We start from the raw sequence: 24,445 nt of genomic DNA, 5'->3' as shown, positions 1-24,445 counted from the left end.
GCCTTAACCCCGAGCGCCTGCTGCTTTCATTACAGGATTCACTTGACAAAAATAGTGATCGAGTTTGTCGGGATAAATCCCAAACAGATTGTGGATTTATAAATCCAGAATACTTCGCAATAATCTATGACGAGGAGAGGTATCGACTGGATGTATTTTTCTCACCAGAATTACTTCCTCAACAAGAAGCCCCGATCGAACGATACTTGCCCCCAGCCAGCAATAGTTTTTCTATTGTGCAAAATATCAGTGGTTCCTGGTCAGGAGTACAAAGCGATGAAGTAGACAGCAACACACAAACTACTTTAGCTGCTACCACCATTATTGGATTTGGTGAGAGCGCTATTTATGGGGATTGGTACACAGCCAACGAAATTGGTACCCGTGTCAGCAGTCTGCATTGGGAAAGGGACTTCCGCGGAAAAGCCTATAGCCTGGGATTACTGCAACCAAAAGGAAATTTTAGTACTTTCCAATCATTACACCGTCTCTACGGATTAGAGCTCCGTGACTCTCAATACAGCCGCACAGACATCGGCTATCAACATTCCGCCCTTTTAGAAATAAACATGCCTGTGCGTGGCCGGGTGGAACTTTACCGAGATGGCCGTATGATTCATGCCAATTTAATGGAGGCTGGCAATCACTTACTGGATACTACTACTTTACCGCATGGTGCTTACAATATAGAAATTCGTATTTACGACGAATCTGGCAGATTAATTAATAATACCACTGAATTTTTTACCAAGGATTCACAACTGCCCGCACCAGGTGAGTGGCGCTGGAGCCTGCAGGCAGGAATGCCAGTAAAACCTGAAATATCCTCCGGAATGCCAAATCATTATCAACAAGAGTTACTGCAAGGATATATTGCCCGCCGCCTTTCAAAAAACTTTGGCGTTTTCTCTACACTAGCAGCCACCGAAGATCAGCAATTTATGGAAGTTGGCGGCCGTTGGGTAAGCTCATATCTAGAACTCTCTCCCTCATTTGCTAAAGAGTCTAATGGTATTGATGCCTATAAATTACAGGCTCTGATAAAAACACCTTATGCAATGTTGAGCGCCTATCGGATCAAGATTGATGAACAGAGAATTGATTTAAAGCCCGATAGATACACCCTGCTAAGCAATAGACTATCTCAAAATAATATTAGCCTGAGGGCCCCACTCTTTGGAGGTAACCTGAGTATAAGGCGTAGTAAGCGCGACCGCTCTCCCAGAAGTTATACCGATTCACTCTCTTTGGACAATCAACTTAGTGAAGCCCAAGAGCTAAGAACTTTGGAATATCGCAGGAATATATTTCGCGGAAGAAAGTGGCAGGCCACGGCAAATCTATCTTACAGTGATGCTGACGGTGAAAAATTTACGCTGCTGAGTATTGAGCTTCTTCATAATAATAAAAATTGGCAGAATTCAATCAGTTTTCGTGGAGAAAACCAGCAAAGTTCCGGTAATAACCAATATTTCGAAGTCAACTCCCGCTGGCGTGATGCCGACCGCTGGGCAGCAGAGGTAAATCAGGATTTCACTATAGAAGCAACACCGGAAGATTACTATTTAAGAAGTTATAGCCGACTTTCCGGTCATTATGGTTTTATCAGCTCCACCATTAGTCATAGTGACGTTAACAATAGCCGCTCTACAAATTATATTGGCAGTTTTAACACCAATATCATTGCCACAAAGGACCATATGGCATGGGGCGGCGAACACTCACTGGAAAGTGCCATCATTGTAGATATAGAAGGCAGCCAACGGGAAAACTTTGAAGTATTAATCGACGGTAACCGCCATGGCTATGCGAAAGGCGAGAAAAAGTCCGTGATTAATCTTCGTCCATTTCAAAGCTACAATATATCACTTCGCCCACTAGGGGATGGTTTCTTTCACTACCGTGAAAACACGGATCAAGTGACGCTTTATCCTGGCAGTGTGACCACCGCTACTTACAAGATTCAACCTGTCTATCTGACCATAGGTCGAGTTATGGCTAAGGGGCAGGGCTTAGACAATGTGTTAGTTTCCATTGAAGGAGAGTCAACACTCACAGATAGCTTTGGTGTTTTTCAATTGGAAATACCTCTTTCTGACGAGCCCCCTTCACATCTCGAAGTCACCTGGCTTGATTGTAATGCCAAAGTTGAGGTTGTGGAGTCCAGTGAAGACTGGTTAAACCTCGGGGTTATTGATGAAAGTTCAGCCAACTGTCAAATCTCACAGACTGCTAAAACAAATGACACCCAATAAAAAATCAAGAAAGTTTATTAAAAATTTTCTTATACTAATTTTTCTTCTCTATCTGCCAAATAGCAGCCTTGCCAGCTGCCAAGGTGACACTTACCTGCGCATCTGCAATCTCTCTGGATGGCACACGATCAACAACCAAGCACAACAGCAGAATATTAGCTTCACATTCCTCAGCCAGGAACTCGGGGCAGCCTCACCTTTTTCACTGGAGATTCAGCCAGAGCATGAGGGTTATTATAGGTTATACGCCGATAATGGTGATACCGTAGATTTATCTTTAGCTTTATCTGCCCCTCATCGTAAATACTTTACTTTTCGCCCTGGTAAAACTTATCAGGACATACCCGGCAGCATAAGCGATTTCAATGCTGACCTTAAAGTAAAGTTAGTTGGGAATAGAAACTTCACCTCCAGCAGTTACCGAGGGAATTTTCAACTGCAGGCTATTCAAGAGGAATCAGGCAAAGCTGAGGAAATTAATTTTTCCATAGAACTAACAATTGAACCAACAATCAAGATCCTGCAACTCGACAATATATTTCTTAGTGATACAGGAATCTCACCGGGACAGGATATAGTTGGTCATGAAGATTTTTGCGTTGTTGGCAACGGCTTTAGCCATTACGCCATCTCCCTTTCCAGTAGCAGCGGCATCATCGCTGGTAATAGCGGGCGCATTACCACTAGCCTCCAAGAAGAAATGTTTATGCTCACCGGCATAAGAGAAGAATTGCCCTATATGGCCAGCTTTTCTAATAATGCACAGGGGAGAGCGCTCACAAACCTCAACGCATCCGGGCATATTCCCGGTATTTATGCTCGCACAACCCCAGGGGGATGCCTTGGCGACAATACCAGAATTACTATTAGAGTACCATCTCCTTACTGGGAACGTGCAACAGAATCCAAATATACAGACGTCCTTACCGTGACAGTTACTAGCCAGTAGCCAATACTAATACTAATAGCCATGATTAATGAGAACTTCCGCTTAGCTATACCCTATACAAGCAGTACATTTAGAGTTTGAACGATTGGTTTAGATTAAACCCCAAGCATAAAACAAAAATGGACTTTTTCTTTAAACTGAAAAAATTTCAATGCTGTAAATCAGGTATAAACTTTCGATATTATAAGAGGGATACCAAACCAGGTCTTAGATATCCCCTTATCGTATTTATTCTATATCACCTAGTCAGTAAAAATCTTAGCTAACTGACCCTTAACTGCCCAAAGGAAGCCGCACTCGCTCGCTATCACGTCCTCTTAAAAAGAGCTCTAGTTCCCCTTCGGTGGGAAGGTCCTCTAACGTCAGGCTTGTTCCAGCATACAAACGACCTGAAATATCAAGCTTTTGACATTCACCCTCGCTTGGGCAATGGCGGGCCTCAACCACTTCAACATTGATATTTCCGATGTTCTTTAAGTAGCCTTGACTTCCGTCAGCCTGTAACTCCAGCTGGTAACTTCCATCTTCAGGTTGCACAAATACTAACGCCTGGTAGGCCACAAGAATTTTCAGTGCGGTTTGCTCCGACTTGACCTCCCCAACTACTGGCTTGAAGGTAACCCGGTAGACCTTCTCTTCCTTTAAATCTCTATCCAACGCCATTAGACGAAAACGTTTCCTCTCTCCTGGCGCCAATATGGCCTTGGCCGGGCTCACCAACAACCTGAATTCATCCGGGTTAATCACTCGAATGCGCTCTTCGTTATCTAGCCCGGGGTTATCTACCCGAAATATTTCTGTCTGTACATACAGGGTCTCTTTATCCGGATTAGTGATAACCACGTCATCACGCGCATTGGGAGCATCATCAAGATAAAAAATTATTTTATCCAGGGACATGGCTGCCAGTGCGGGCTGCCCTAGTAGCAACAAGAAAGAGAGCAGTATTTTTTTCATCGCTCTAATATCCACCTAAATTAACCATTATTTTAAAGACTGTATTCATCGAATTTATATGGCTGTATATAGTACTCTTCCCATATTTCTGTTCTAACTCAGGGAGACCTACAGAAACTCACCCCCATACAAAAGAATTAACTCCGAGCCAGTCATTCAAAAACGATTTGTTCTTGAAATGATTACTCCGCTGAAATCATCACTCCCGAAAAGTTCTCAATGGACTTTGTTTCCAGGCACTTATTAACACCTAAATAATATACACGCTGCTCAGAGGAAGACAGCAGAGCTTCGCTTGTTAAACGAAAATGTTTGGCCGGCATATTGCGAAGACAAAACCTTACCGACTCCCTGCTTCGCTCATAACGCCACTGCACCTGAGGTGTAAAACTCAGCACTATCTGTGAAGTCGCCTGGGCAGTCTGTCCTGCAGACTGTACCTGCTCCGCTAACGCTAGCACAGTGGTGGAAATTACCAAAAGCAGAATACGTCTTTTACTACTCACGGGGGCTATATACCTCTTTAACAGCGCAGTTATGCCACAGCTGCACAGACATCTAAAGGGCACACCTTAAGTTTAGCTGGCTATTCCCTACTCTTGAGGAATGCACCTGAGCATCGAAATTTCCGCCTAACTCTACTTGCAACAACCTCTCCAGGGTCTATTTTTCCTGTAAGACCCAATTCCAGCCTGGGTCATTTGACCCTTGGGTTACAGAGCGCCTAAGCGCCTATATCCACTCGACAATAACGCCTGCTTTCCGGATTTGACTCACATGCTAATCGCGCACCGAGGCGACAAAACCCGCCACCCGGAGAATACCATCGCCGCCTTCGAGGCGGCCCATAATCTGGGCGCCTGCGCCATTCAGTGCGATGTCCGCTTTAGCTTGAATGGCACTCCCTGGTGCTACCATAGCGATACACTGCCTATGCCAAGTGATAAGCGTCAACATTTCTTCCACGATCTAAGGGACTCCCAACTCAACCGCTTGCCTATCGATTCCTTTATAAAATTGGTGGACTGGGCCAGCTGTCACCGGCATCTGGATTGGTTTGTAGGCATCTCCGCAGCCAATATCACCAACATGGGTTTTACAGCCGCGGTAAAGAAGCTCATGGAGTTAATGCGTAACGAACGCGAGTCCTTCGCGCTGCTCACAAAAGACTGTCGCAGTCTTCGGGCCGCACGCAGCATGGGCTGGCATAGGGTGGCCTTGCAAATCAACAGCGTTCCACGTTGCCTGTCTGCCGATATTGTCACTCTCGCCCCGGAGTTTCTGCTGATTCGCGACAGCTTCGTCGATTGCGAAGAATTACCCCCTGGCCCCTGGCAGTGGGTTGTCTATGAAATTAACTCTGCCGAAGAAGCTGTACTCTGGCGAAAGCGGGGGGCGCACCATATCCTCACCGGCAACCTGCCACTATTAATGCGCTCCTGGGAAGCGAGTGATGTCTACGGATTTTGATGTACTGGTAGTTGGTGCGGGAATTCTTGGCGCAGGCACCGCAGAGGCTCTGGCCAAGGAACGGCATTCGGTCGTGATTCTGGAACAGCTCGGTATCGCCGCAGCCACCTCCTCACGCTCATCCAAGCTTATCCATGGGGGCCTGCGCTACCTCGAGAGCGGTCAATTCCGACTTGTCTATGAGTGCCTGCGCGAACGTCACTGGTTGCTGGAAAATAAGCCGCAGTTGGTGCGTATGGTGCCCTTTTATATTCCTATTTACCGTGACAGCAAGCGTCCACCATGGATGGTCAGACTGGGGCTTAGCCTTTACGCGCTCCTCTCCGGTATCGGCAGTGAGGCCTCGCGCTTTCGCGCTTTACCCAAATCCGAATGGGATACCCTACCTGGCCTCAAGCAGGAGGATCTACTCGCAGTATTTCGCTATTACGATGCGCAAACAGACGATGCCGCCCTAACCCGTGATGTAGTCGCTTCAGCAATTGCGCATGGTGCGCAAATTATCTGTCCCGGCAGTTTAGTCGGGGCGGAAGTTACCGAGGAGGGGGTGCGGGTTGATTACGTGGCCGACGGCAAACTCAATACTCTACACACCCGTGCCCTGGTTAATTGCAGCGGCCCCTGGGTAGCGACCACCAACACGCGCTGTTCTCCCTCTTTGACCCTACCTCCTATAGACCTTGTCGCTGGCACCCACATATTGTTGCCACTGTCGCTCGGCAATAAGATCTTCTATGTGGAAGCTGAGGATCATCGAGCGGTCTTCGTAATGTCCTGGCAAGACAAAACCTTAGTTGGCACCACAGAGCGCCCCTTCTTCGGCGATCCACGGGAAGTGGTTCCCACCATGGAAGAGGAGGCCTATTTGCTACGTACAGTACAGCAGTATTTTTCCCAGACACGCAGCCTACAGGTGGAGGATATATGTGATAGCTATGCTGGATTGCGGGTTCTACCGGAAGCGGAAAAAAGTCCTTTCGCCCGCTCGCGGGAATCCATGATTTGCTGTGATAATGAGCGCAATCCTCGTATTCTCGCGGTAGCCGGCGGCAAGCTTACCAGCTACCGCGCCACCGCACGCAAGATACTGAAAAAACTGGAGCCTACCTTCCAGGCTGGCCAACCGATTACTACAAAAAACACTCCAACCAAATCAGAAGATAGCTCCTCCGAAAGAGAGCGAAACATTTAAATACATTTTGAAGAGCAGTTTAACCACCTGAGCGCAAGTAATCTGAATAACAATCTGAAGAACTGCCCCCAAACAATGAATTATCTCTCCACATTTTCACCATAAATATGCCTAACCGAGTAGAAAGCTAACGGCAGAATCAAATAGCTAATAATCGGTACTATAATAGCCACCGCAGTAATTACCTGGAGCAATTTATGATCTGGCAAGATTAAGGCTAAACTGTCAGGGATAAAATAAACCAAAGGAATCAAGGACAAAAAAGTAATTAGTGGCGCAAAATGTTTGTTGTGATGAACCATAGGCATACTCCCGCCCCTCCCGTACAAATGAGAGGGGCTCTAAATTACTTTTGGTTTGCTGCAGTAAGGTAGCTGTTATATACCCATCGGTAGGTCGTGTGTTGAGCTAATATGCCCCCAAGTTCCGTGTCGTGATCACTTCGCCAATCATCCATCATTTCTGCCAACACGGATGACCAGGTAGCAACTTTCACACCCGCCTGCGTCATACGATGCATAGCAGCCTGTGTCACTGTACTATTCCAAGTACCTGAAGCATCCACTACGGCATATACATCATACCCTTCGGCTACAGCAGAGATAGCGGGAAACATCAAACAGACATCCGTAACGATGCCAGCCATAATTATTTTTTTACGCCCGGTTGCTTCAATAGCTCGCTTAAACTCCAGGCTTTTCCACGCGTTTATCTCACCTTCACGCTCAATAATTTCATTGCCCAAGATGTTTGTTATCTCAGGCATAATAGGGCCATTTGGCCCCTCAGGCATACTCGCAGTAACAACAGTGGGTAAATTTACTGCCTTCGCAAGATTTGCCAATCCCTTTATGTTCTCCGTCATCAGATGAGGGTCCAGATCCCGACAACTCACCAATAGTCCCGTTTGATGATCAATTAACGCCAACACAGAATTGTCTTTAGTTAAGGTTTCTGAAAACTTATTCACGGTGTTACCTACCTATTTAATGATTTAACTTTCTAATAACAATTGCACTTGTATTAACATCTGCAATTAACTTACCGCTATGACTCCTAATTAAATCTCCATCCTTCACACTTTCTTTTTGCTCAGCTTCAGAAAAGATTCCCCAGCCATTAGTTAGGTAAACCAGAGTCTCGCCATTAAATGAAATTTGCTCGTCTGCATTTAAATTGGCGATCTCGATAATCGTACTGTTATCAAAGGTGACTGTTTGATCATCGCGCCCCCCATAAACTCGGGTGACCTTATTTTGGCCTGGCCTGTAGTACTTGTAGCCTGCGGCTTGACCAGAGACAGGTGGTAAGGCCCATAGCTGGATCATTCGATTTTTTTTGCAATCCGGGTTCATCTCGTTATGTGTAAACCCCTGGCCTCCAGCCCGCTGGACTTGTACTCCTCCTTTATCTAAACCTTTGCCATGCTCTAAAGAGCCCTCATGTTGTATTCGTCCATCCACCATGACCGAAATCACATCTATCTCACGGTGAGGGTGCATGCCTGTTTCGCCTTTCGGATTGAAGCGGGCATCGGCCAGATAAACAAAATTATCGAGCCCTTCAGAGGTATGTGGATGTTTATGCGGACCGAATACCTGGCTATCCATGACCAACCTGTGCTCGGTAAGCCCAGCAAAACCGCCAAGTGGTAGTGAGTCACGTTTGAGGATTTTCATGATGTGCCTCCAAAATATGTAAGCGATGGAGGTATCTTAGGTACAACTTATTGTTTGATATATACAAAAATTAGAATATAACTATCTCATTTTTAACAACAGTTGATTTCTATGAACCAAGACCTCAACGATATGATGGTGTTTTTAGCCGTAGTGGAAACTGGCAGTTTTACCCAAGCCGCAGACCGACTGGGCATACCAAAAGCCAACGTAAGTAGGAAAGTCGCACGCCTGGAAGATCAGCTATCAGTCAGGCTCCTGGAGCGGTCCACTCGCTCTCAAACCTTAACGGAGGCTGGTAGGAAGTATTTAAGTCACTGTAAGCGTATTGAAGAAGAGATAATGCTGGCCGAAGCGGAAGTATCAGAAATCCTGCAGGTCAATCGAGGCCTCATTAAGGTAGGGGCATCAATTACTATTGGCCAGCAAATCCTAAAACCCACGCTAGCAAAATTTTTGCATCTTTACCCTGAAATACAAATGAGCCTGAGCTTGGTTAATCACAGAGTCGATTTGATCGAAGAGGGCTTTGATGTGGTGATTCGAATTGGGCAATTGGATGACTCCAGGCTGGTCGCAAAACCTCTTGGGCACGCATGCCGAAAAATCTATGCCAGTCCAGCTTATCTTAAAGAATATGGAACACCTACGAGAACTAAAGACTTGGAGGGGCATCAATGGCTGTTTATGAACGCCATGCAGAAGGCTCCTAAAATAATTTTGCAGAACGGGAAAAAGGTATTTGAAATTAACATAAATCCAACCTTCTCTTCGGATGACTTCTCCATCATTAAGCAAGCCACATTGGATTCATGCGGTATCGCAGTTCTGCCAGACTACATGTGCCACACGGAAATTAGACAAGGCACTCTTGTAAATCTATTACCAAACTGGAACATGGAAAGAATTGGTATCTATGCACTGTACCCACAAAATCGAATCAAGATTGCTAAAGTCAGCGCATTTGTCGAGTTTCTATCAGAGGTATTTAAACAGAAAGAACTTTGTACTACCTAGCCGTGAGGATAGCAGGAATAAAGTGTAATTGCGCATCAGGGCAGCTGCCAGTCTCTCTATGCAACCAGTCAAGTGTTTGAATGTAGCAAATGTCCAGGGAGTTCAGATTGAGGGCTTGCAGGGGGTAAATTTATCTTCATTTACATGCACTTCCACATAGGGTCTATGTTTTACATCCCATATAATGGCGGGCTACTCTGTTTTTATTAGTTTTTTACATCGTAGTTTATGTCTGATTACAGTCCCCACCGCTTTTGCACCGCGCCACTACTCGATTGGAGTGACCGCCATTGCCGCTATATGTGGCGCCTACTGAGTAAACGCGCTCGCCTTTATAGCGAAATGGTGACCACTGGGGCAATTTTGCACGGGGATCGCCAGCGCCACCTACAATTTGACGCTGCCGAACAACCTGTCGCCCTGCAGCTCGGCGGTAGCGACCCGCGCGAACTGGCGGAGTGCGCACGAATTGCCGAGGAGTGGGGGTATGCGGAAATCAACCTCAACTGCGGCTGCCCCAGTGACCGGGTTCAGTCTGGACGTTTTGGCGCCTGTCTGATGGCGGAACCAGATGTTGTAGCTGCCGGCTTATCTGCGATGCGTGACGCAGTGTCTATTCCGGTCACAGTCAAACACCGTATCGGTATAGACAATATGGAAGACTACCCTGGCCTGACCCGTTTTGTGGAGGCACAGGCAGCCATCGGCACAGAGACATTTATCGTCCATGCCCGCAAAGCCTGGCTGCAGGGCCTCAGCCCAAAGGAAAACCGCGAAATCCCACCGCTTAACTACGATATGGTTTACCAGCTGAAAAAGGATTACCCACAGCTGCAAGTCATCATTAACGGTGGCATTAATTCTCTGGAAGAATGCCAGCAACATTTGCAGCGGGTAGATGGTGTTATGCTCGGTCGCGCCGCCTATCAGACCCCAGCGCTTCTTTCGCAGGTGGACAGTGTGTTGTTTGGAGAAAATGAAGGACCCGATGCCGCGCAAGTGGTCGAGCAGATGTTGCCCTATATCGAGCGAGAACTGGCAAGTGGTCAACGCCTCAACCATATTACCCGGCATATGCTCGGGCTCTTTCAGGGCCTGCCCGGGGCACGCCGTTTCCGTCGTCATCTGAGTGAAAATGCTCACAAGAAAGGGGCAGGGCCTGAGGTTGTGGAACAAGCTTTGTCACTGGTCACCCAAGCGGCTTAACTTGGAAGGCCAGTATTTCATAGGAAGGGAAGCCAAATACTATCGAGGGAATCGCGATGAATAAACTGGATCAACTCAAACAGCGCAGCCAGGTGGTAGCAGATACTGGCGATATTGATGCCATACGCCGCTATCGCCCCCAGGATGCCACCACCAATCCCTCTTTACTCTTTAAGGCTGCCCAGCTGCCTCAATACAAGGGCCTGATCCAAGAGTCACTGGACTGGGCAACTCACCACCACAGTGGCGCCAATTCCTCTGAAACAGCGCGGCTGGCTGCAATCAAGCTGGCTGTCAGTATCGGTAGTGAAATATTGCAATTGATCCCTGGGGTAGTCTCTACCGAGGTGGACGCGCGCCTGTCTTTCGATACCCGCGCCACTATTGATTACGCCAGACACCTTGTGGCCCTATACGAGCGCGAAGGCGTAGCCCGGGAGCGAGTACTAATTAAAGTCGCCGCCACCTGGGAGGGAATAGCAGCAGCAGAAATACTGGAACGGGAGGGCATTCACTGCAACCTCACCCTGCTGTTCTGTTTGAGCCAAGCGATTGCCTGCGCCGAAGCTGGAGTAACACTGATCTCTCCCTTTGTGGGCCGCATCCTCGACTGGCATCTAGCCAATGGGGACCGCAAAGCCTTTAGCGGTGAAGAGGATCCCGGTGTACTGTCGGTACGCAATATCTATCATTATTATAAGTCGCGCGACTACTCCACCATTGTGATGGGCGCCAGCTTCCGCAACACGGAGGAGATCGAAGCGCTGGCCGGATGCGATCGCTTAACCATCAGCCCTCAGCTGCTCCAGTCTCTGGAAGAGAGTGAGGGTTTATTGGTTGGTGGGCTTCCCACGGTCAACGAACCGCTGCCACGCCCTGAGGGGCGACTCTGCGAAGCAGCATTCCGCTACCAACTCAACAGTGATGCCGTGGCCACAGAAAAGCTCGCCGAGGGTATCCGTAATTTTGTCAAAGACCAGGAGCGGCTCGAAATGCTGCTGCAGAGCCAAGTGATGGGACGCCGGGAAACTGATGCTGCAACAAATCCGTAAGCTGTTTGAACAGATTGGCAACAGTGCCGATGTTGAAATGCACGATGAAAAAGACGTGCGAATGATTAGTGCCGCCTTACTGGTTGAGGTGGCTACTGTGGATCAAAAGCTAGACCCGCGCGAACGTAACACTTTGATCGAACTACTTTGCCAACACTACGCGCTGAGCAGCCATGCGGCGGCAGAGATTATTGATGAAGCCATAGAGCAAAGGGAGCGAGCCACTTCCCTGTTTGAGTTTACCCAGGCCGTCAATGACCAGTTCAGCGAGCGAGACAAGTACCTGCTGGTTCGGCAGATGTGGCAGGTGGCTTTTTCCGACGATGTGATCGAGGCTTTTGAAGAACATCTAATCCGCCGGGTTTCCGAGTTAATTTACCTTCCCCACGGACTCTTTACCCGCGCACGGGCGGAAGCTAGAGACATGCGGAGTAGCTGAAAAGTTTTGCCGGGGCGTTAAAACTTTGAAGGAGGGTGTTTGTTAAATCTCAGTGCAGGTGCGCGGAGGACTTGCTGTGGGAGCCACATTCTAGCTCGAGGGTATGGACCAGATCGCGAAAGGTTTCCGCATTTTGCTCGTTCATACTCATCAGCACCCGGTGTGCCTCTAATACCTTCTCCCGAGCAGCACATTCATCCGGGGTTTTACAGACCAACGGAGTTGTCTCCACGGAGAAATCACGTTTCTCATCGCTGATTTCCATCAGGGAGTCGAAACCCATCGCATCTAGCAGATGTTGAATGCCCCTATCGGCAAGGAATACCAAGGGCTTCTGGCAGCCACGCTCCTGTGCGCGAATCGCGATCTTGGCCATCAGCCCCAGGGTTGTGCTATCCACACCCTCGGCACCGTGTAAGTCAAAGGCCACACCGGCAAAGTCACTGCTTGCAAACATATTATCGATAAAACTATCGAAAGAAGTGCATAGGTTGAGGCGAACATCGCCCATCAATTTAATGATGTAAACGCCCTGGTGGGCCCCAACCATAATTTGCCCGGACTGCATAACAACCCCTGGCTCACCCGAACACACTCAGTGGATTAAAGTGTACTGGATGGCGAAAGTTCACTGGTAGAGCAAAAATGCTTGCGGCGGTTTTGCCGCCTCGGCACTTTTGTGCATAGGATGGGCGGAGCTTACTCCTGACTGCTGGGACTGACAAGAGTGCTAGGGCATGAAATTCGACTATTTAGTCGCAGAAATGCCACCTCTAAACGTGGGCAAGGGTAAGAATTGTAATGTCATCGGGTAATGCGCCAAAAGTGTCCACTTTCAGGCTCTCACACAGTACTCCCAACTCACCGCCCGTAGCGCTTATCAACTCTAGTAACCGCTCTTCTTTTTGCAGTAAATCGCCTTCGAGTAACTCCAGTACACCATCGGAGCAGGCCACCAACCGCCAACTGCTGGGCAGCTCGGCACACATTACCTGCCAATCACCCCGCTCAAAAATGCCCAAGGGCCGCCCCTTGCCCGGCAGCCAGTCGGCGCCAGCGGCACTGGCAAGCGCCGGCATGGGAATCTGTCCGGCGACAGCATAATGCAGTTGGCTAGCGGCGGTATCTACCACACCGATAAACATGCTGGCGTGTTTACCCATACCTGTGGATAAGAGCTCGCGGTTAATCAACTCCAAAACTTCCAACAAGTCGGAGTCCAGGGACTCCAGTTGGGAAAACAAAGGGCGCTCACGCAGGCGATGCATCACGCTGTTTTTGATCAGTGCCGTAACCAGTGCGGAGGACACCCCATGCCCTGAGACATCCACCAGATAAAACGCCACAAAGCGCTCGCCGAACAAACCGTAATCGACAAAATCGCCGCTGAGATACAGAGAGGGGATCAGGCGGTAGGCGGCCTCAACGCCGCCGGGATAAAAATAGGGACTGCGTGGCAACAGGTGCTGCTGCAGCAAGCGACCGGCCTCCTGATCACGGCGCAATACTTCTACGTGCTCGCGCAGCTCGCTATTGCGCTGCTCCAGGGTGTTGCGGTACTCAATATTCTGCTGGGCGAGGTTTTCCGCGCCGGTGATACGGCAGATTACTTTATCGATCAATGCAGCCTGTTGAATGGGTTTGATCAGATAATCGCAGGCCCCCAGACGCATGGCCTGTAATACTTCGTGAAGCTCACCCTGCTCGGCAATCATTACAACCGCCGTCGCCGGGGAGCGGAGCTTGATTTTGCGCAGTACCTCCAACCCATCCATATCGGGCAGGAGTAGATCGACGATAACCAGCTGAAACAGTTCGGGAGTAAATTGTTCTATGCCTTGCTGGCCACTATCAGCTACAGCAACTGAAAGCCCTTGACGCGAAAGCGCTCCACGCAAGAAATTGCGGGAGCGCTCATCATCGGTCAGTAACAGGCTACTGGGGCCGGCCATGGCAGGCTCTTTTGGAAAGGGGGTTAACTAGCTGTTGCTCAGTAGTCACTGGACTCTTCGACTTCCCCCTGATCGATTGCCTCGGCAGCTTCGGTCGCGGTATCCACATCCACTTCACCATCCACAATCAAGAAATCGCGGCGCTGCAGGTAGGCGTCGCGCAGCAGAATATAGCGATCACCCTGCAGAAGGGATTCAGCCTTCAGCAGGCTAGCGCGACTCTGGATAATATCGGTAGCCTTAAGCGTATAGCGAGTGGGATCGTGCTCCACATAGGTCAGAGGATTGGTGTAGTAATCCACCACTCTAGCTGGCGTATCCCGCACCGTCGAGGGCCCTAGCAGTGGCAACACCAGGTAGGGACCAGAGGGTACCCCCCAAACCGCTAGAGTTTGGCCAAAGTCCTCACCGTCACCTTTCTCCAAGCCCATATGCTTGGCAACATCAAAAAGACCGGCAATACCAATGGTGGTATTGATTAGCAGACGACCGGCGTCATTACCCGCCTGGCCCCACTTGCCCTGTAACACACCATTGAAGGTATTGGTCACTTCAGCCAGATTACTGAAAAAGTTGCTTACACCTTGCTGTACAAATATCGGGGTAATCTGCCGATAACTCACAGCCGCCGGTTTTAGCACATAGCGATCCGCACCGTCATTGAAGCTGAATATGGCGCGGTTAAATCCCTCCCAGGGATCGCGAAGAGAAAAGTCTTCACCTTCCTCACTCTCAAATTCTTCCGCGGGGTCAAAGCCATACTCATCCAGTAGTGAACCATTGGATTCACCACTAACGTCATTCTGCTCTACCGCCTCAGGCTGGGCTGAGGGAGTGGCGGCGTCACCAAATGGGTCCTGTGTCGCCAAAGCGCCCATGGGGGAGATGGCCAGTATTGCGGCCATCAACCAGGGCGATAAATCTCTGCGTCCTAGCAAAACCCTGCTCCTCTTCTAACAAATTTCAAGGTCAAGGATTCTAACGCCCCCGCAAACTGTAAACCACCCTCGGCAGCATAGCAGCTGGTATTCATCAAAGATGCCGCAGTTTCAGGCAAGCACACGCTGTCACAGAAAGGTAAATTGCGCCAGAAATCCTAGGCCCGGCCGATCTACTCTGTCGCCAGAGGCCGCAAACCAGCGATCACTCCGTTATCCAGTAATTTCTGGAGTAACTCAATACCGAAGCCGAAAAGGGCTTCGCTATCGACTTGCGGTAGCTCGGCAGCAATTTGTGCCAACAACTGCTCCCCTGTGACATCACCCTCTGAGGCCAACTGCAATAGTCGTGCGGTTACTGCATTGATTTCCATAAAGCTGACTTCATCGCTAAGGTCGCGATAGACCAGCAAGAAGGTGGGAGAATCAGCTGGCTCCTGGGGCTGATAGGTAGGACCGATACGGTGCACCGGGAAACGGTAACTGAGACTCCACACCAGTGGTGACACCACCGGAATAGAGGTCAATAAATCTCCCTGGCGATCCAGGTCGGTGGGAATCTCCTCAGTACTCACATCCAGCGCCAGCTCCACCCACTCATAATGAGCCAGCTCCAATAGAAACGCTGGGTCTTCCTCCCGCTGTTCCCTCTCCTGTTGCAGGTAAGTGAGAAACTCCTCACTAATCTGCAGAAAGTAGGGGCTCTTGGAAGTGTGGTGCTGAACAAAATCACGCACCATTTTGTGCCAGTGCTCATCACTGTAGAGGCTGCGTAATACAGGGAAACCACTGGCAATAAAAGATTCGATATTGTTGTAAATCAGGTCCCGATATATGGCAACTCGCCGGTCCTCAATATCCTCTGGCGCCTCAACTTGATCAGGGGCGCGTAGGTGATTGGCTAAAGCCCGCTGTAAGCCTTGGAACCTGGCTGTCTTATCGGCGACTGATGACATAGCTCTCTTCTTCTCGGTGACAGGCCTGAATGCTCTTGATCTGTTCCACTTCCTGAAACAATTGCGGTAGCGGTGGGATATTGAAATCGCGCTCCAGCAAGGTCGGCATGACACCGTGTATCTCGTAGGCTTTGTTCAACAACTGCCACACGGGATCAATCACTGCAGCACCGTGTGTATCCACTTTCAGATCATCCGCCTCATCGTAATGCCCGGCTACATGTACATAACGCATACGCTCGGAGGGAAGCCCGCGCAAAAACTCCAGGGGGTCATAGCGATGATTGATTGAATTCACATAGATATTATTTACGTCGAGCAGAAGGTCGCAGTCCGCCTCTTGCAGGACCGCCTGCAAAAATGCCAGCTCACTCATCTCCTGACCCGGCGCCGCATAATAGGAGACATTCTCCATGGCAATACGTTGCTCCAGGGTATCCTGCACAATGCGTATTCGCTCGGCGACATACATTACCGCTTCTTCGGTAAAGGGGATGGGTAATAAATCGTAGAGATGGCCCTTATCTGAGCAGTAGCTCAAGTGCTCGCTGTAAAGACGGATATTGTGATCGCGGATAAACTGCTTGATCGAAGCAAGCAGGTCCATATCCAGCGGGTCAGACGAGCCAATAGATAGAGACAGGCCATGTAGGATAAATGGATATCGTTCGCTGAGCTGGTGAAACCAGCGGCCATAGCGCCCGCCGACGCCAATCCAATTCTCCGGCGCCACCTCAAAGAAATCCACCGCACCCGATGAAAGTTCTTCACCCATCATAGAGCGACGCAGCCCGAGACCGGCACCCTCCACTGGATAATTACGCACCGCTATTTGCCTCTAGTGATAGTGAAAAGTACTTGGGGCGGCCCTTAACACAGTGCCGCCCCAATCGCGCGTGTTGGGGTATTAGTTACCGCATTTCCCCTCGCCGCACTTACCTTCTTTCTTTTTACCTTCTCCACACTTACCTTCGCCGCATTTACCTTCTTTCTTTTTGCCTTCGCCGCATTTACCTTCTTTCTTTTTGCCTTCGCCGCATTTACCTTCTTTATTCTTGCCGTGGCCGCACTTGCCTTCTTTCTCCTTGTCATCGTGATCGGCCAGAGCCAAGTTATAACCGGAGGTGAGCTCAGCAGCGGCAAACGGGTTAGCTTCAGCGGTGGATGCAGATACATTCATCGCAGCAGTTGCAATAAAAGCAGCACCAACAGCAGCTGCTACAGGGGAAAGATGCTTCTTGTTCATAATGAATCTCCTAACTAATACCCAATGTAATATAACTCTCTATGACTTTTTCTATGTCCCGCAACAGTATAATGATGCGCACTGAAAAACCGTCATATTGTGAAACCGGCTCACAGCCATCACATATTTAATGATGCCGCGTATGCTTACCGACTCTCATTCATCTGTCGGGCCAGTTTGGGAAATATTACACAAGGCCACAAATTTTTTTGTGAACTATGGCTAAGCAGTACTCAACCGAGCAGCTCCATGCCATCAATTTCTATCCAAACTTTGTGTAGGCGCTTGGCGGAGATCGGCATCAGAGTCTTTAACGTCTGTGCAAACAGGCTCACACGGAATTCCTCAAGCATCCAGCGATACTCTACCAGCGCAGGCTCTGATGCCAGCTCTCTCCTCGAAAACTTCTCTATCTGATTATCGAAAGACTCGGCAGCCTTGTGGTACTCCACTTGCAACTTGCGGTCGCGGTTTGGATCGAGGGCCGCCTTTTCCAGACGCACAGAAATCGCCTTGAGATAACGGCCATACTGGCGCAACCATTGCAGAGGGGTATCAAACAAGACACCCCGGTAGAAAAGTCCTGCCAATTGCTGCTGGATATCCCCCACCGCCATAGCGACTGCCAGGTTCTTTTGCTGTTTGATCTGCTTGCGCAGGGGGACCAATTGCCCCAGGGCTTTGACCAAAAGGTCGCCAATTTCCTGAGCCACTCCCACCAAATCACCCTCTTTCTCCAGTGCAGATAGAAATTCAGCTTCACTGCGTGGCCAGTTTTCATCTCCCCAGAAGACTTCACGCGCGGCAGCCATCAGAATATCGTCTGCCACTTCTTCGCGACGCCCCAGATCTGCGGCGGAAAGCCCCAACTCTTTGCCACGCAACAGCTCTTTACGTAAATATTTCACCTTCTCGGGCAAGTGCAACAGAGCCAGGCGGCAGATCCCAGCACGACTCAGGCGTCGCGCTTCAGCGGGATTATCCAGCAATTTCAGGGAAACACTTTCCTTAGCTTCTACGAGCGCCGGATAGGCGCGTACCTTGAGCCCTCCCTGATCGAGTGTGTGAGTTTCCGGCAGTTCACCAAAATCCCAGCTGGTAATATCATCCCGCTCGAAGCTATCGCCCGCATTTGCCAGTCCCTGCTGTACCCGGTCGCGATAGCGTGCCTGCAATAGCGAGAGATCGCGATCCTGATCCAGCAATTTTCCTGACTCATCCAACACCTGGATATTAAAGCGGTAGAAATCTTCCAAGGAATGTTCCGCAGATTCCCAGGCATCTTCAGGCAGCTGCTGAGCGGTCTGACGTTGCAGCTCCAGGGCCAGCGACTGCCATAGGGGAGTATTGTCTGCGCGCAGTCGCGGCAGGGCCTTATCCACAGCCGCCGGTACCGGTACAAAGTATTTGCGCCACTGTTTCGGCAGGGCTTTTATTAGGGCGATACATTTATCTCGTAAAATTCCAGGTACCAACCAGGAGAGTCGAGCGGCAGGCACCTGATGTAACGCCCCAACGGGCACCTGGATACTGACGCCATCATCCACACTGCCGGGCTCGAAGTGATAACGGAGTGGGTAAACAATACCCCCAGCCTGCAGTTCGTTAGGGAATTGCGCCTCACCCACATGATCAGCACTCTGCTGCATCAACAACTCACGGGGGATAAACAGCAACTGCGGATCACTGGTTTCAGCTTTCTTGCGCCAATGCTCAAACCCGGCCAGGTTGACGATATCTGCGGGAACTAGTTCATCGAAAAAGCGATAAACCACTTCATCGTCCACCAAAATATCCCGGCGACGGGACTTGGCTTCCAACTCTTCCAGGGACTTCAACAGATCAGTGTAGTGCTTATAAAAACGACCCTTGCCGCGATAACGCTGTTCCACTAATGCTTGGCGAATAAATACTTCCCGCGCGATTTGCGGGTCCAGCTTGCCATAGGGGATACGGCGTTTTTCTACCAGTACCAAACCGTACAGAGAGACTTTTTCAAAAGCCATTACTTGCCCAGAGCGGACATCGTAGTGGGGCTCAAAATAATTGCGTTTTACCAGGTGCTTAGACGCAGCCAACACCCAGTCCGGTTCTATTTTCGCAACAGTGTGGGCGAACAAGCGGCTGGTTTCTAATAACTGAGCGGAAACCACCCAGCGCGGAGGTTTTTTAAACTGGCCGGAGCCGGGGAAAATATGGAAGCGACGATTACGACAACCGATAAATTCCTTATTCTCATCTCGAGCGCCAATATTACCGAGTAAACCCACGACAATGGCCCGGTGTATTGCCTCGTACTCCGAAGGTTCTTTGTTTTCTTTGACTTCGAGGTCCCGGCAAGCCACACGCAATTGGTGGTGAATATCTCTCCACTCACGCATACGCAGCCAGGATAAGAAGTTTTTCTGGCACCATTTGCGCAGCTGGTTTTGGCTCAGTTCCTGACGCTGAGTCTCGAAGGCATCCCAAAGCTGCACAAAGGATAGAAAATCCGATTGCTCATGCTGCCACTGTCGGTGCTTTTCATCCGCCGCTTGGCGCTTTTCCGCCGGGCGTTCGCGCGGGTCCTGCACGGCCAGGGCGGCGACAATAATTAATAATTCGCGCGCACTGCCATTGTCCGCACCGGCCAGCAACATTCGACTCAATCGTGGGTCCAGCGGCAAACGTGAAAGTGCACGGCCCAGTTTGGTTACTCTGCCCTGGTCATCGACTGCCTGTAATTCCTGCAACAATTTATAGCCGTCATTGATCAGGCGCGGATCGGGCGGATCGACAAAGGGAAACTCACGGATATCGCCGATACGCAGCTGCAACATTTGCAGGATTACCGCTGCCAGATTAGTGCGCAGAATTTCCGCATCGGTAAATTCTGCACGCTGAGCAAAGTCCCGCTCTTCGTACAAACGCACACAGACACCGGCACTGACACGACCACAGCGGCCAGCGCGCTGGTTGGCACTGGCCTGTGAAACCGGCTCAATGGGCAATCGCTGGATTTTACTGCGATAGCTGTAACGGCTGACACGCGCAGTACCCGGGTCAATCACATAGCGAATTCCCGGCACCGTAATGGAGGTCTCCGCCACATTGGTGGCTAGAACAATACGGCGACCTTTATGACCGTGAAAGACCTTAGCCTGTTCTGCCAGACTTAATCGAGCATATAAGGGCAGTATCTCTAACTGAGCTATCTGCGCATCCCGCAAAGCCTTGGCACACTCGCGGATTTCCCGTTCACCACTCATAAATACCAGGATGTCCCCGCCGCGCCGGCTGCTGGACTTTTCCTCATGCAGTAACTCTTCAACTGCTGCGACAACTTGCTCATTGAGGTCGGCATCGCTATCTGCCGTCGGGCGATAGTGAATTTCCACCGGGTAGGTGCGACCAGATACTTCGATAATCGGTGCGTCATCAAAGTGCTGAGAGAATTTTTCTAGATCAATCGTAGCTGAGGTAATAATCAGTTTTAAATCTGGGCGCTTGGGCAGAATGGTTTTTAAATAGCCCAGTAGAAAATCAATATTGAGGCTGCGTTCATGGGCCTCGTCGATAATCAACGTATCGTATTTATTCAAGAACGGGTCACGCTGAATTTCAGCCAGCAGAATACCGTCAGTCATCAATTTGACATGAGTATGCTCAGTGCTGTGGTCGGTAAAACGCACTTGGTAACCGACTGATTCCCCCAAAGGTTGCTGCAATTCTTCAGCAATTCGATTGGCCACTGTGCGCGCGGCAATTCTACGTGGCTGTGTATGCCCAATCTGGCCATAAATACCCCGCCCCAGGGACAGGCAGATTTTGGGTAACTGGGTGGTTTTACCGGAGCCGGTTTCACCAGCGATAACAACAACCTGATGCTTTTCGATCAGCTCGGCGATTTCCTCACGCCGCGCCACCACCGGCAACGACTCCGGCCACTGCACTTCGGGCAATTTGCCCTGGCGCTCTTCTGCCAAAGACTGTGAAACCTGCAGCTGCTGTTCCAGCTGGGCCAACATACGATCGACCGGCTTGCCCTCTTTCTGGCGCCGGCGCACATTTTTAACCGTTCGATACAGCTGGTAGCGGTCCCGCCCCATACAGCCAGAGATTCGGGCCTGTAAAGCGCCCAGGCTTTTATCTGCTTCGGTGTGACTCATAATTCATACAGAATTGGTAAACGGGAGATTATACCCGCACTTTGCTAAGGGGCAGAAAATCCCTTGGTGGCGCTCAACTATACTGGTCCAGATAGTAATTTTTTTCATAGGCGCACTGCTTTTGGTGGCAGTGCTGCGCCTTAGGGTCACACCTTGCGAGCAGTACTATGCAAGAGATCAAGCCCAAGCCCCCCGCCAGCGCCGGACAGCTGTTTGGCCACCCCAAAGGGTTGTTTCTGCTGTTTGGCACCGAGATGTGGGAACGTCTCAGCTACTACGGCATGCGCGGTATTTTTGTCTTTTACCTGACTTCCACTGCCACTGCCGCAGTCTTCGGCTGGGAACAGCTCACCGATACTGAATTGCAGTCCAAAGCCCTGAGCTATCTGGGCTGGTACGCCATGTTGGTGTACCTGACCCCCATTATCGGTGGCTGGATGGCTGACAACCGCTGGGGGCAGCGCCGCTGTATCATGTTTGGCGGTACCCTGATGATGCTGGGGCAATTCTCCCTGGGTTTTCCTCATACCTGGCTACCAGACGGTAGTGAGATTTACATGCTGTGGCTGGGGCTGGCCCTACTGATTATCGGCAATGGTTTCTTTAAACCGAACATCTCCACTATGGTCGGGGATCTCTACGAAGAGGGGGACCACCGCCGCGATACCGCATTTACTATTTTCTATATGGGGATCAACCTGGGCTCAATTCTCGGTTATTTGGTCGTAGGCTGGATTGGGGAAAAGGTGGACTACCAACTCGCCTTTATTGTTGCAGGCATTGGTATGTTGCTGGGCCTGATTCTGCAAATGACTCAAGCCAAACGCTACTTGGGAGAAATAGGCGTAGAACCCTCCGCTCATCTGGAACTGAAAAATAAAAAAGACGAGGAGGAAAATAAACACCGCCCCCTCACACAGGAAGAGCGGGATCGCATTAAAGTCATTCTGGTTCTGGGTGTGTTTATCGTGGTTTTTTGGGCTGGTTTTGAGCAAGCTGCCGGGTCAATGAATCTATTTGCCAAGTACCGCACCGACCTGAATATCTTTGGATGGGAAATTCCTGCCAGCTGGCTACAAATGGTCAATCCCTTGTTTATTATTATCCTCGCACCGATTATGGCCTCTATCTGGGTAGGTATGGGAGATCGCGAGCCGAGTTCACCGGCTAAATTCAGCTTGGGGTTAGTTTTTCTCGGAATCGGTTTTCTCTCTATGTGCGGCGCGGCACTACAAATCGGCGACTCCGAGACCATTAAAGCAAGCATCTGGTGGCTAATTTTCGCCTACATTTTTCACACCATTGGGGAACTTTGCCTGTCACCTATCGGACTTTCTGTGGTGACCAAATTATCTCCCCTGCGTTATTTATCCCTGATGATGGGACTCTGGTTTGCCTTTATTGGTATCGCCAACAAAGGGGCGGCAGAGATCGGTAAATTAGTGGGGGTTTCTGGACCACTCGCCACTTTCGGTGGTGTCGCACTAACTGCCATAGTGGCCGGTTTTATTTTGTATTTGATTCGTGAAAAACTAGTGGATTGGATGCACGGTGCAGAAGAGGTGCATGTTACAGTGGGCGAAACCACCAGAGAAGAAATCAGTATTACTGCTGATCACGAGGGAACGCCACCCAAACACTTCAGCGGTAATAAAGAGTAGTACTTGATTAACTCTAAAATTATCTATCGGGTAGTTCGGCACAGGAGTGTGCCGCCTGCGGATAATTCCTTGCCTAAAACTCCTTAGATTAGAGCTTCTTGCAAGGAACCTTCATTGACGCCGCTATTAGCGGCCTTTGACTAAATAGGCAATCGCCCGATCCAATCCCTCAAGGGTCATCGGATACATATGGCCATCCACTAGACGCTGGGTCATGCCGATACTGGGCGTAAACTGCCAATACTCCTCATCAACCGGATTTAGCCAGATCAGATTGTGGTAAATATCGGTGATACGTTCCATCCAGGCTGCACCCGGCTCTTCATTCATATGCTCAACACTGCCGAAACGGCTGGTAATTTCGTAGGGTGCCATAGAGGCATCACCGACAAAGATTACCTTGTAGTCCTTGCCATAGGTACGCAGTACTTCCAACAGAGACGTATTCTCGCTATAGCGCCGCTGGTTGTCTTTCCACACATGTTCATAGACAAAGTTGTGAAAATAAAAATACTCCAAATGCTTAAATTCTGAGCGGCAGGCAGAGAATAACTCTTCACACACACGCACATAAGGGTCCATAGAACCGCCCACATCGAAAAAGATCAGCACTTTTATTGCGTTGTGCCGCTCTGGCACCATCTTAATATCCAACAAACCCGCATTGCGCGCAGTGGAAGAAATGGTGTTATTCAAATCCAGTTCTTCTGCTGCGCCAGTGCGGGCAAATTTACGCAACTTGCGCAGAGCCACTTGGATATTGCGGGTTCCCAGGCTGATACTGTCATCCAGATTTTTAAATTGGCGCTTCTCCCAAACCTTGGATGCCGAGCGATTACGTCCCTGCCCTCCCACCCGAATACCCCCCGGGTGATAGCCACTGTTACCAAAGGGGCTGGTGCCACCGGTACCTATCCAGCGATTGCCGCCACTGTGGCGCTTTTTCTGCTCTTCGAGACGCTTTTTGAACTCCTCCAGCAACTTTTCCAAACCACCCAGGCTTTGGACTTTGGCCTTTTCCTCTTCGCTTAACTGCTTGAGAAATTCCGCTCTGAGCCAGTCTTCCGGGATCATTTGCTCAACGATATCGTCGAGGGTTTCCAAATCTTTGAAATAGGCCTCGAAAGCGCGGTCGAACTTATCGAAATGTTTTTCATCCTTCACCAGACAGACACGAGCGAGGAAATAAAATTCCTCCAGATCTGCAAAAACCAGGCGCTGTTGTACAGCCTCCAGCAAGGCCAACAACTCGGTGATGGATACCGGTAATTTATAGCGACGTAAATTCAGGAAAAAGCCAATCAGCATAGTAATTCGCAGTCAGCAAT

General features: G+C 49.7%; 22 protein-coding genes. 9 read left to right on the top strand and 13 right to left on the bottom strand.

The window, feature by feature from the left end; genetic code table 11:
• Window positions 1–236 precede the first annotated feature (236 nt).
• Window positions 237–2,255 carry a TcfC E-set like domain-containing protein gene (locus ACJJIJ_RS01035; RefSeq protein ID WP_444938409.1) on the top strand — a complete coding sequence of 673 codons (2,019 nt, stop codon included), beginning with the start codon at window positions 237–239 and terminating at the stop codon, window positions 2,253–2,255.
• Window positions 2,197–3,204: a hypothetical protein gene (locus ACJJIJ_RS01030; RefSeq protein WP_444938408.1), complete on the top strand. Its 1,008-nt coding sequence runs from the start codon at window positions 2,197–2,199 to the stop codon at window positions 3,202–3,204. The genes ACJJIJ_RS01035 and ACJJIJ_RS01030 overlap by 59 nt, the downstream gene beginning before the upstream one ends.
• A 273-nt stretch (window positions 3,205–3,477) precedes the next feature.
• Here ACJJIJ_RS01030 and ACJJIJ_RS01025 read toward each other — a convergent pair whose 3' ends face one another.
• Both ACJJIJ_RS01025 and ACJJIJ_RS01020 read right to left on the bottom strand, forming a co-directional pair.
• Window positions 3,478–4,161 (bottom strand): fimbria/pilus periplasmic chaperone, encoded by a 684-nt coding sequence (locus ACJJIJ_RS01025; protein WP_444938407.1) that lies wholly within the window; start codon window positions 4,159–4,161, stop codon window positions 3,478–3,480.
• 182 nt (window positions 4,162–4,343) lie between these two features.
• Window positions 4,344–4,667, bottom strand: a complete 324-nt coding sequence (locus ACJJIJ_RS01020; RefSeq protein WP_444938406.1) for a hypothetical protein — start codon at window positions 4,665–4,667, stop codon at window positions 4,344–4,346.
• A gap of 271 nt (window positions 4,668–4,938) precedes the next feature.
• Here ACJJIJ_RS01020 and ACJJIJ_RS01015 point away from each other — a divergent pair, with 271 nt between their 5' ends.
• The gene (locus ACJJIJ_RS01015; RefSeq protein ID WP_252084703.1) at window positions 4,939–5,631 is read left to right on the top strand and encodes a glycerophosphodiester phosphodiesterase family protein; all 693 of its coding nucleotides are present in this window, start codon (window positions 4,939–4,941) and stop codon (window positions 5,629–5,631) included.
• The gene (locus tag ACJJIJ_RS01010) at window positions 5,615–6,823 is read left to right on the top strand and encodes a glycerol-3-phosphate dehydrogenase/oxidase (protein ID WP_252084702.1); all 1,209 of its coding nucleotides are present in this window, start codon (window positions 5,615–5,617) and stop codon (window positions 6,821–6,823) included. Before ACJJIJ_RS01015 ends, ACJJIJ_RS01010 begins: the two co-directional genes overlap by 17 nt.
• An 80-nt stretch (window positions 6,824–6,903) precedes the next feature.
• On the opposite strand, the gene ACJJIJ_RS01005 is transcribed toward ACJJIJ_RS01010, so the two are convergent.
• From ACJJIJ_RS01005 to ACJJIJ_RS00995, 3 genes are read right to left on the bottom strand one after another with little or no spacing between them, the layout of a single operon-like run.
• Window positions 6,904–7,125, bottom strand: a complete 222-nt coding sequence (locus tag ACJJIJ_RS01005) for a hypothetical protein (protein WP_252084701.1) — start codon at window positions 7,123–7,125, stop codon at window positions 6,904–6,906.
• Window positions 7,126–7,169: 44 nt separating this feature from the next.
• Window positions 7,170–7,793: an isochorismatase family protein gene (locus tag ACJJIJ_RS01000; protein ID WP_444938405.1), complete on the bottom strand. Its 624-nt coding sequence runs from the start codon at window positions 7,791–7,793 to the stop codon at window positions 7,170–7,172.
• A 16-nt stretch (window positions 7,794–7,809) separates the two neighbouring features.
• A complete protein-coding gene (locus ACJJIJ_RS00995; protein ID WP_252084699.1) occupies window positions 7,810–8,502 on the bottom strand; it encodes a pirin family protein in 693 nt (230 codons plus the stop codon).
• A gap of 111 nt (window positions 8,503–8,613) precedes the next feature.
• On the opposite strand from ACJJIJ_RS00995, the gene ACJJIJ_RS00990 reads away from it, so the two are divergent.
• The 4 genes from ACJJIJ_RS00990 to ACJJIJ_RS00975 all read left to right on the top strand — a co-directional run bounded on the left by ACJJIJ_RS00990 (window position 8,614) and on the right by ACJJIJ_RS00975 (window position 12,216).
• On the top strand, window positions 8,614–9,519 hold the full coding sequence (locus tag ACJJIJ_RS00990; protein WP_444938404.1) for a LysR family transcriptional regulator: 906 nt from the start codon (window positions 8,614–8,616) through the stop codon (window positions 9,517–9,519).
• Between the two features lie 228 nt (window positions 9,520–9,747).
• Window positions 9,748–10,725, top strand: a complete 978-nt coding sequence (dusA, locus tag ACJJIJ_RS00985) for a tRNA dihydrouridine(20/20a) synthase DusA (RefSeq protein WP_444938403.1) — start codon at window positions 9,748–9,750, stop codon at window positions 10,723–10,725.
• A 56-nt stretch (window positions 10,726–10,781) separates the two neighbouring features.
• Window positions 10,782–11,777, top strand: coding sequence for a transaldolase (gene tal / locus ACJJIJ_RS00980; RefSeq protein WP_444938402.1), 996 nt, complete (start codon window positions 10,782–10,784; stop codon window positions 11,775–11,777).
• The gene (locus ACJJIJ_RS00975; protein WP_252084695.1) at window positions 11,758–12,216 is read left to right on the top strand and encodes a tellurite resistance TerB family protein; all 459 of its coding nucleotides are present in this window, start codon (window positions 11,758–11,760) and stop codon (window positions 12,214–12,216) included. The genes tal and ACJJIJ_RS00975 overlap by 20 nt, the downstream gene beginning before the upstream one ends.
• A gap of 49 nt (window positions 12,217–12,265) precedes the next feature.
• On the opposite strand, the gene ACJJIJ_RS00970 is transcribed toward ACJJIJ_RS00975, so the two are convergent.
• The 7 genes from ACJJIJ_RS00970 to hrpA form a co-directional block, all read right to left on the bottom strand.
• Complete coding sequence (locus ACJJIJ_RS00970) at window positions 12,266–12,784, bottom strand: STAS domain-containing protein (protein ID WP_252084694.1); 519 nt, start codon at window positions 12,782–12,784, stop codon at window positions 12,266–12,268.
• Window positions 12,785–12,989: 205 nt separating this feature from the next.
• Window positions 12,990–14,168 (bottom strand): PP2C family protein-serine/threonine phosphatase, encoded by a 1,179-nt coding sequence (locus tag ACJJIJ_RS00965; RefSeq protein ID WP_252084693.1) that lies wholly within the window; start codon window positions 14,166–14,168, stop codon window positions 12,990–12,992.
• Window positions 14,169–14,206: 38 nt separating this feature from the next.
• Entirely contained in the window at window positions 14,207–15,106 is a 900-nt protein-coding gene (locus ACJJIJ_RS00960) for an MlaA family lipoprotein (RefSeq protein WP_444883863.1), read from the bottom strand.
• A gap of 173 nt (window positions 15,107–15,279) precedes the next feature.
• Window positions 15,280–16,062, bottom strand: a complete 783-nt coding sequence (locus ACJJIJ_RS00955) for an HvfC family RiPP maturation protein (RefSeq protein ID WP_444888088.1) — start codon at window positions 16,060–16,062, stop codon at window positions 15,280–15,282.
• Window positions 16,043–16,888 carry an HvfB family MNIO-type RiPP peptide maturase gene (locus tag ACJJIJ_RS00950; protein ID WP_444888087.1) on the bottom strand — a complete coding sequence of 282 codons (846 nt, stop codon included), beginning with the start codon at window positions 16,886–16,888 and terminating at the stop codon, window positions 16,043–16,045. Before ACJJIJ_RS00950 ends, ACJJIJ_RS00955 begins: the two co-directional genes overlap by 20 nt.
• Before the next feature lie 81 nt (window positions 16,889–16,969).
• Complete coding sequence (locus ACJJIJ_RS00945) at window positions 16,970–17,308, bottom strand: HvfA family oxazolone/thioamide-modified RiPP metallophore (RefSeq protein ID WP_252084690.1); 339 nt, start codon at window positions 17,306–17,308, stop codon at window positions 16,970–16,972.
• Window positions 17,309–17,541: 233 nt separating this feature from the next.
• On the bottom strand, window positions 17,542–21,456 hold the full coding sequence (hrpA, locus tag ACJJIJ_RS00940) for an ATP-dependent RNA helicase HrpA (protein WP_444938401.1): 3,915 nt from the start codon (window positions 21,454–21,456) through the stop codon (window positions 17,542–17,544).
• Between the two features lie 167 nt (window positions 21,457–21,623).
• Here hrpA and ACJJIJ_RS00935 point away from each other — a divergent pair, with 167 nt between their 5' ends.
• Complete coding sequence (locus ACJJIJ_RS00935; RefSeq protein WP_444891251.1) at window positions 21,624–23,117, top strand: peptide MFS transporter; 1,494 nt, start codon at window positions 21,624–21,626, stop codon at window positions 23,115–23,117.
• 126 nt (window positions 23,118–23,243) lie between these two features.
• Here the strand turns inward: ACJJIJ_RS00935 and ACJJIJ_RS00930 are convergent, their stop codons facing one another.
• Complete coding sequence (locus ACJJIJ_RS00930) at window positions 23,244–24,425, bottom strand: vWA domain-containing protein (protein WP_444888084.1); 1,182 nt, start codon at window positions 24,423–24,425, stop codon at window positions 23,244–23,246.
• Window positions 24,426–24,445: the final 20 nt, after the last annotated feature.

It is taken from the genome of Microbulbifer mixtoriginis (SeqCode) (assembly GCF_052467945.1).
Note: the sequence above shows the minus strand (reverse complement) of the source record. Positions and strands in the feature narration are given on the sequence as shown.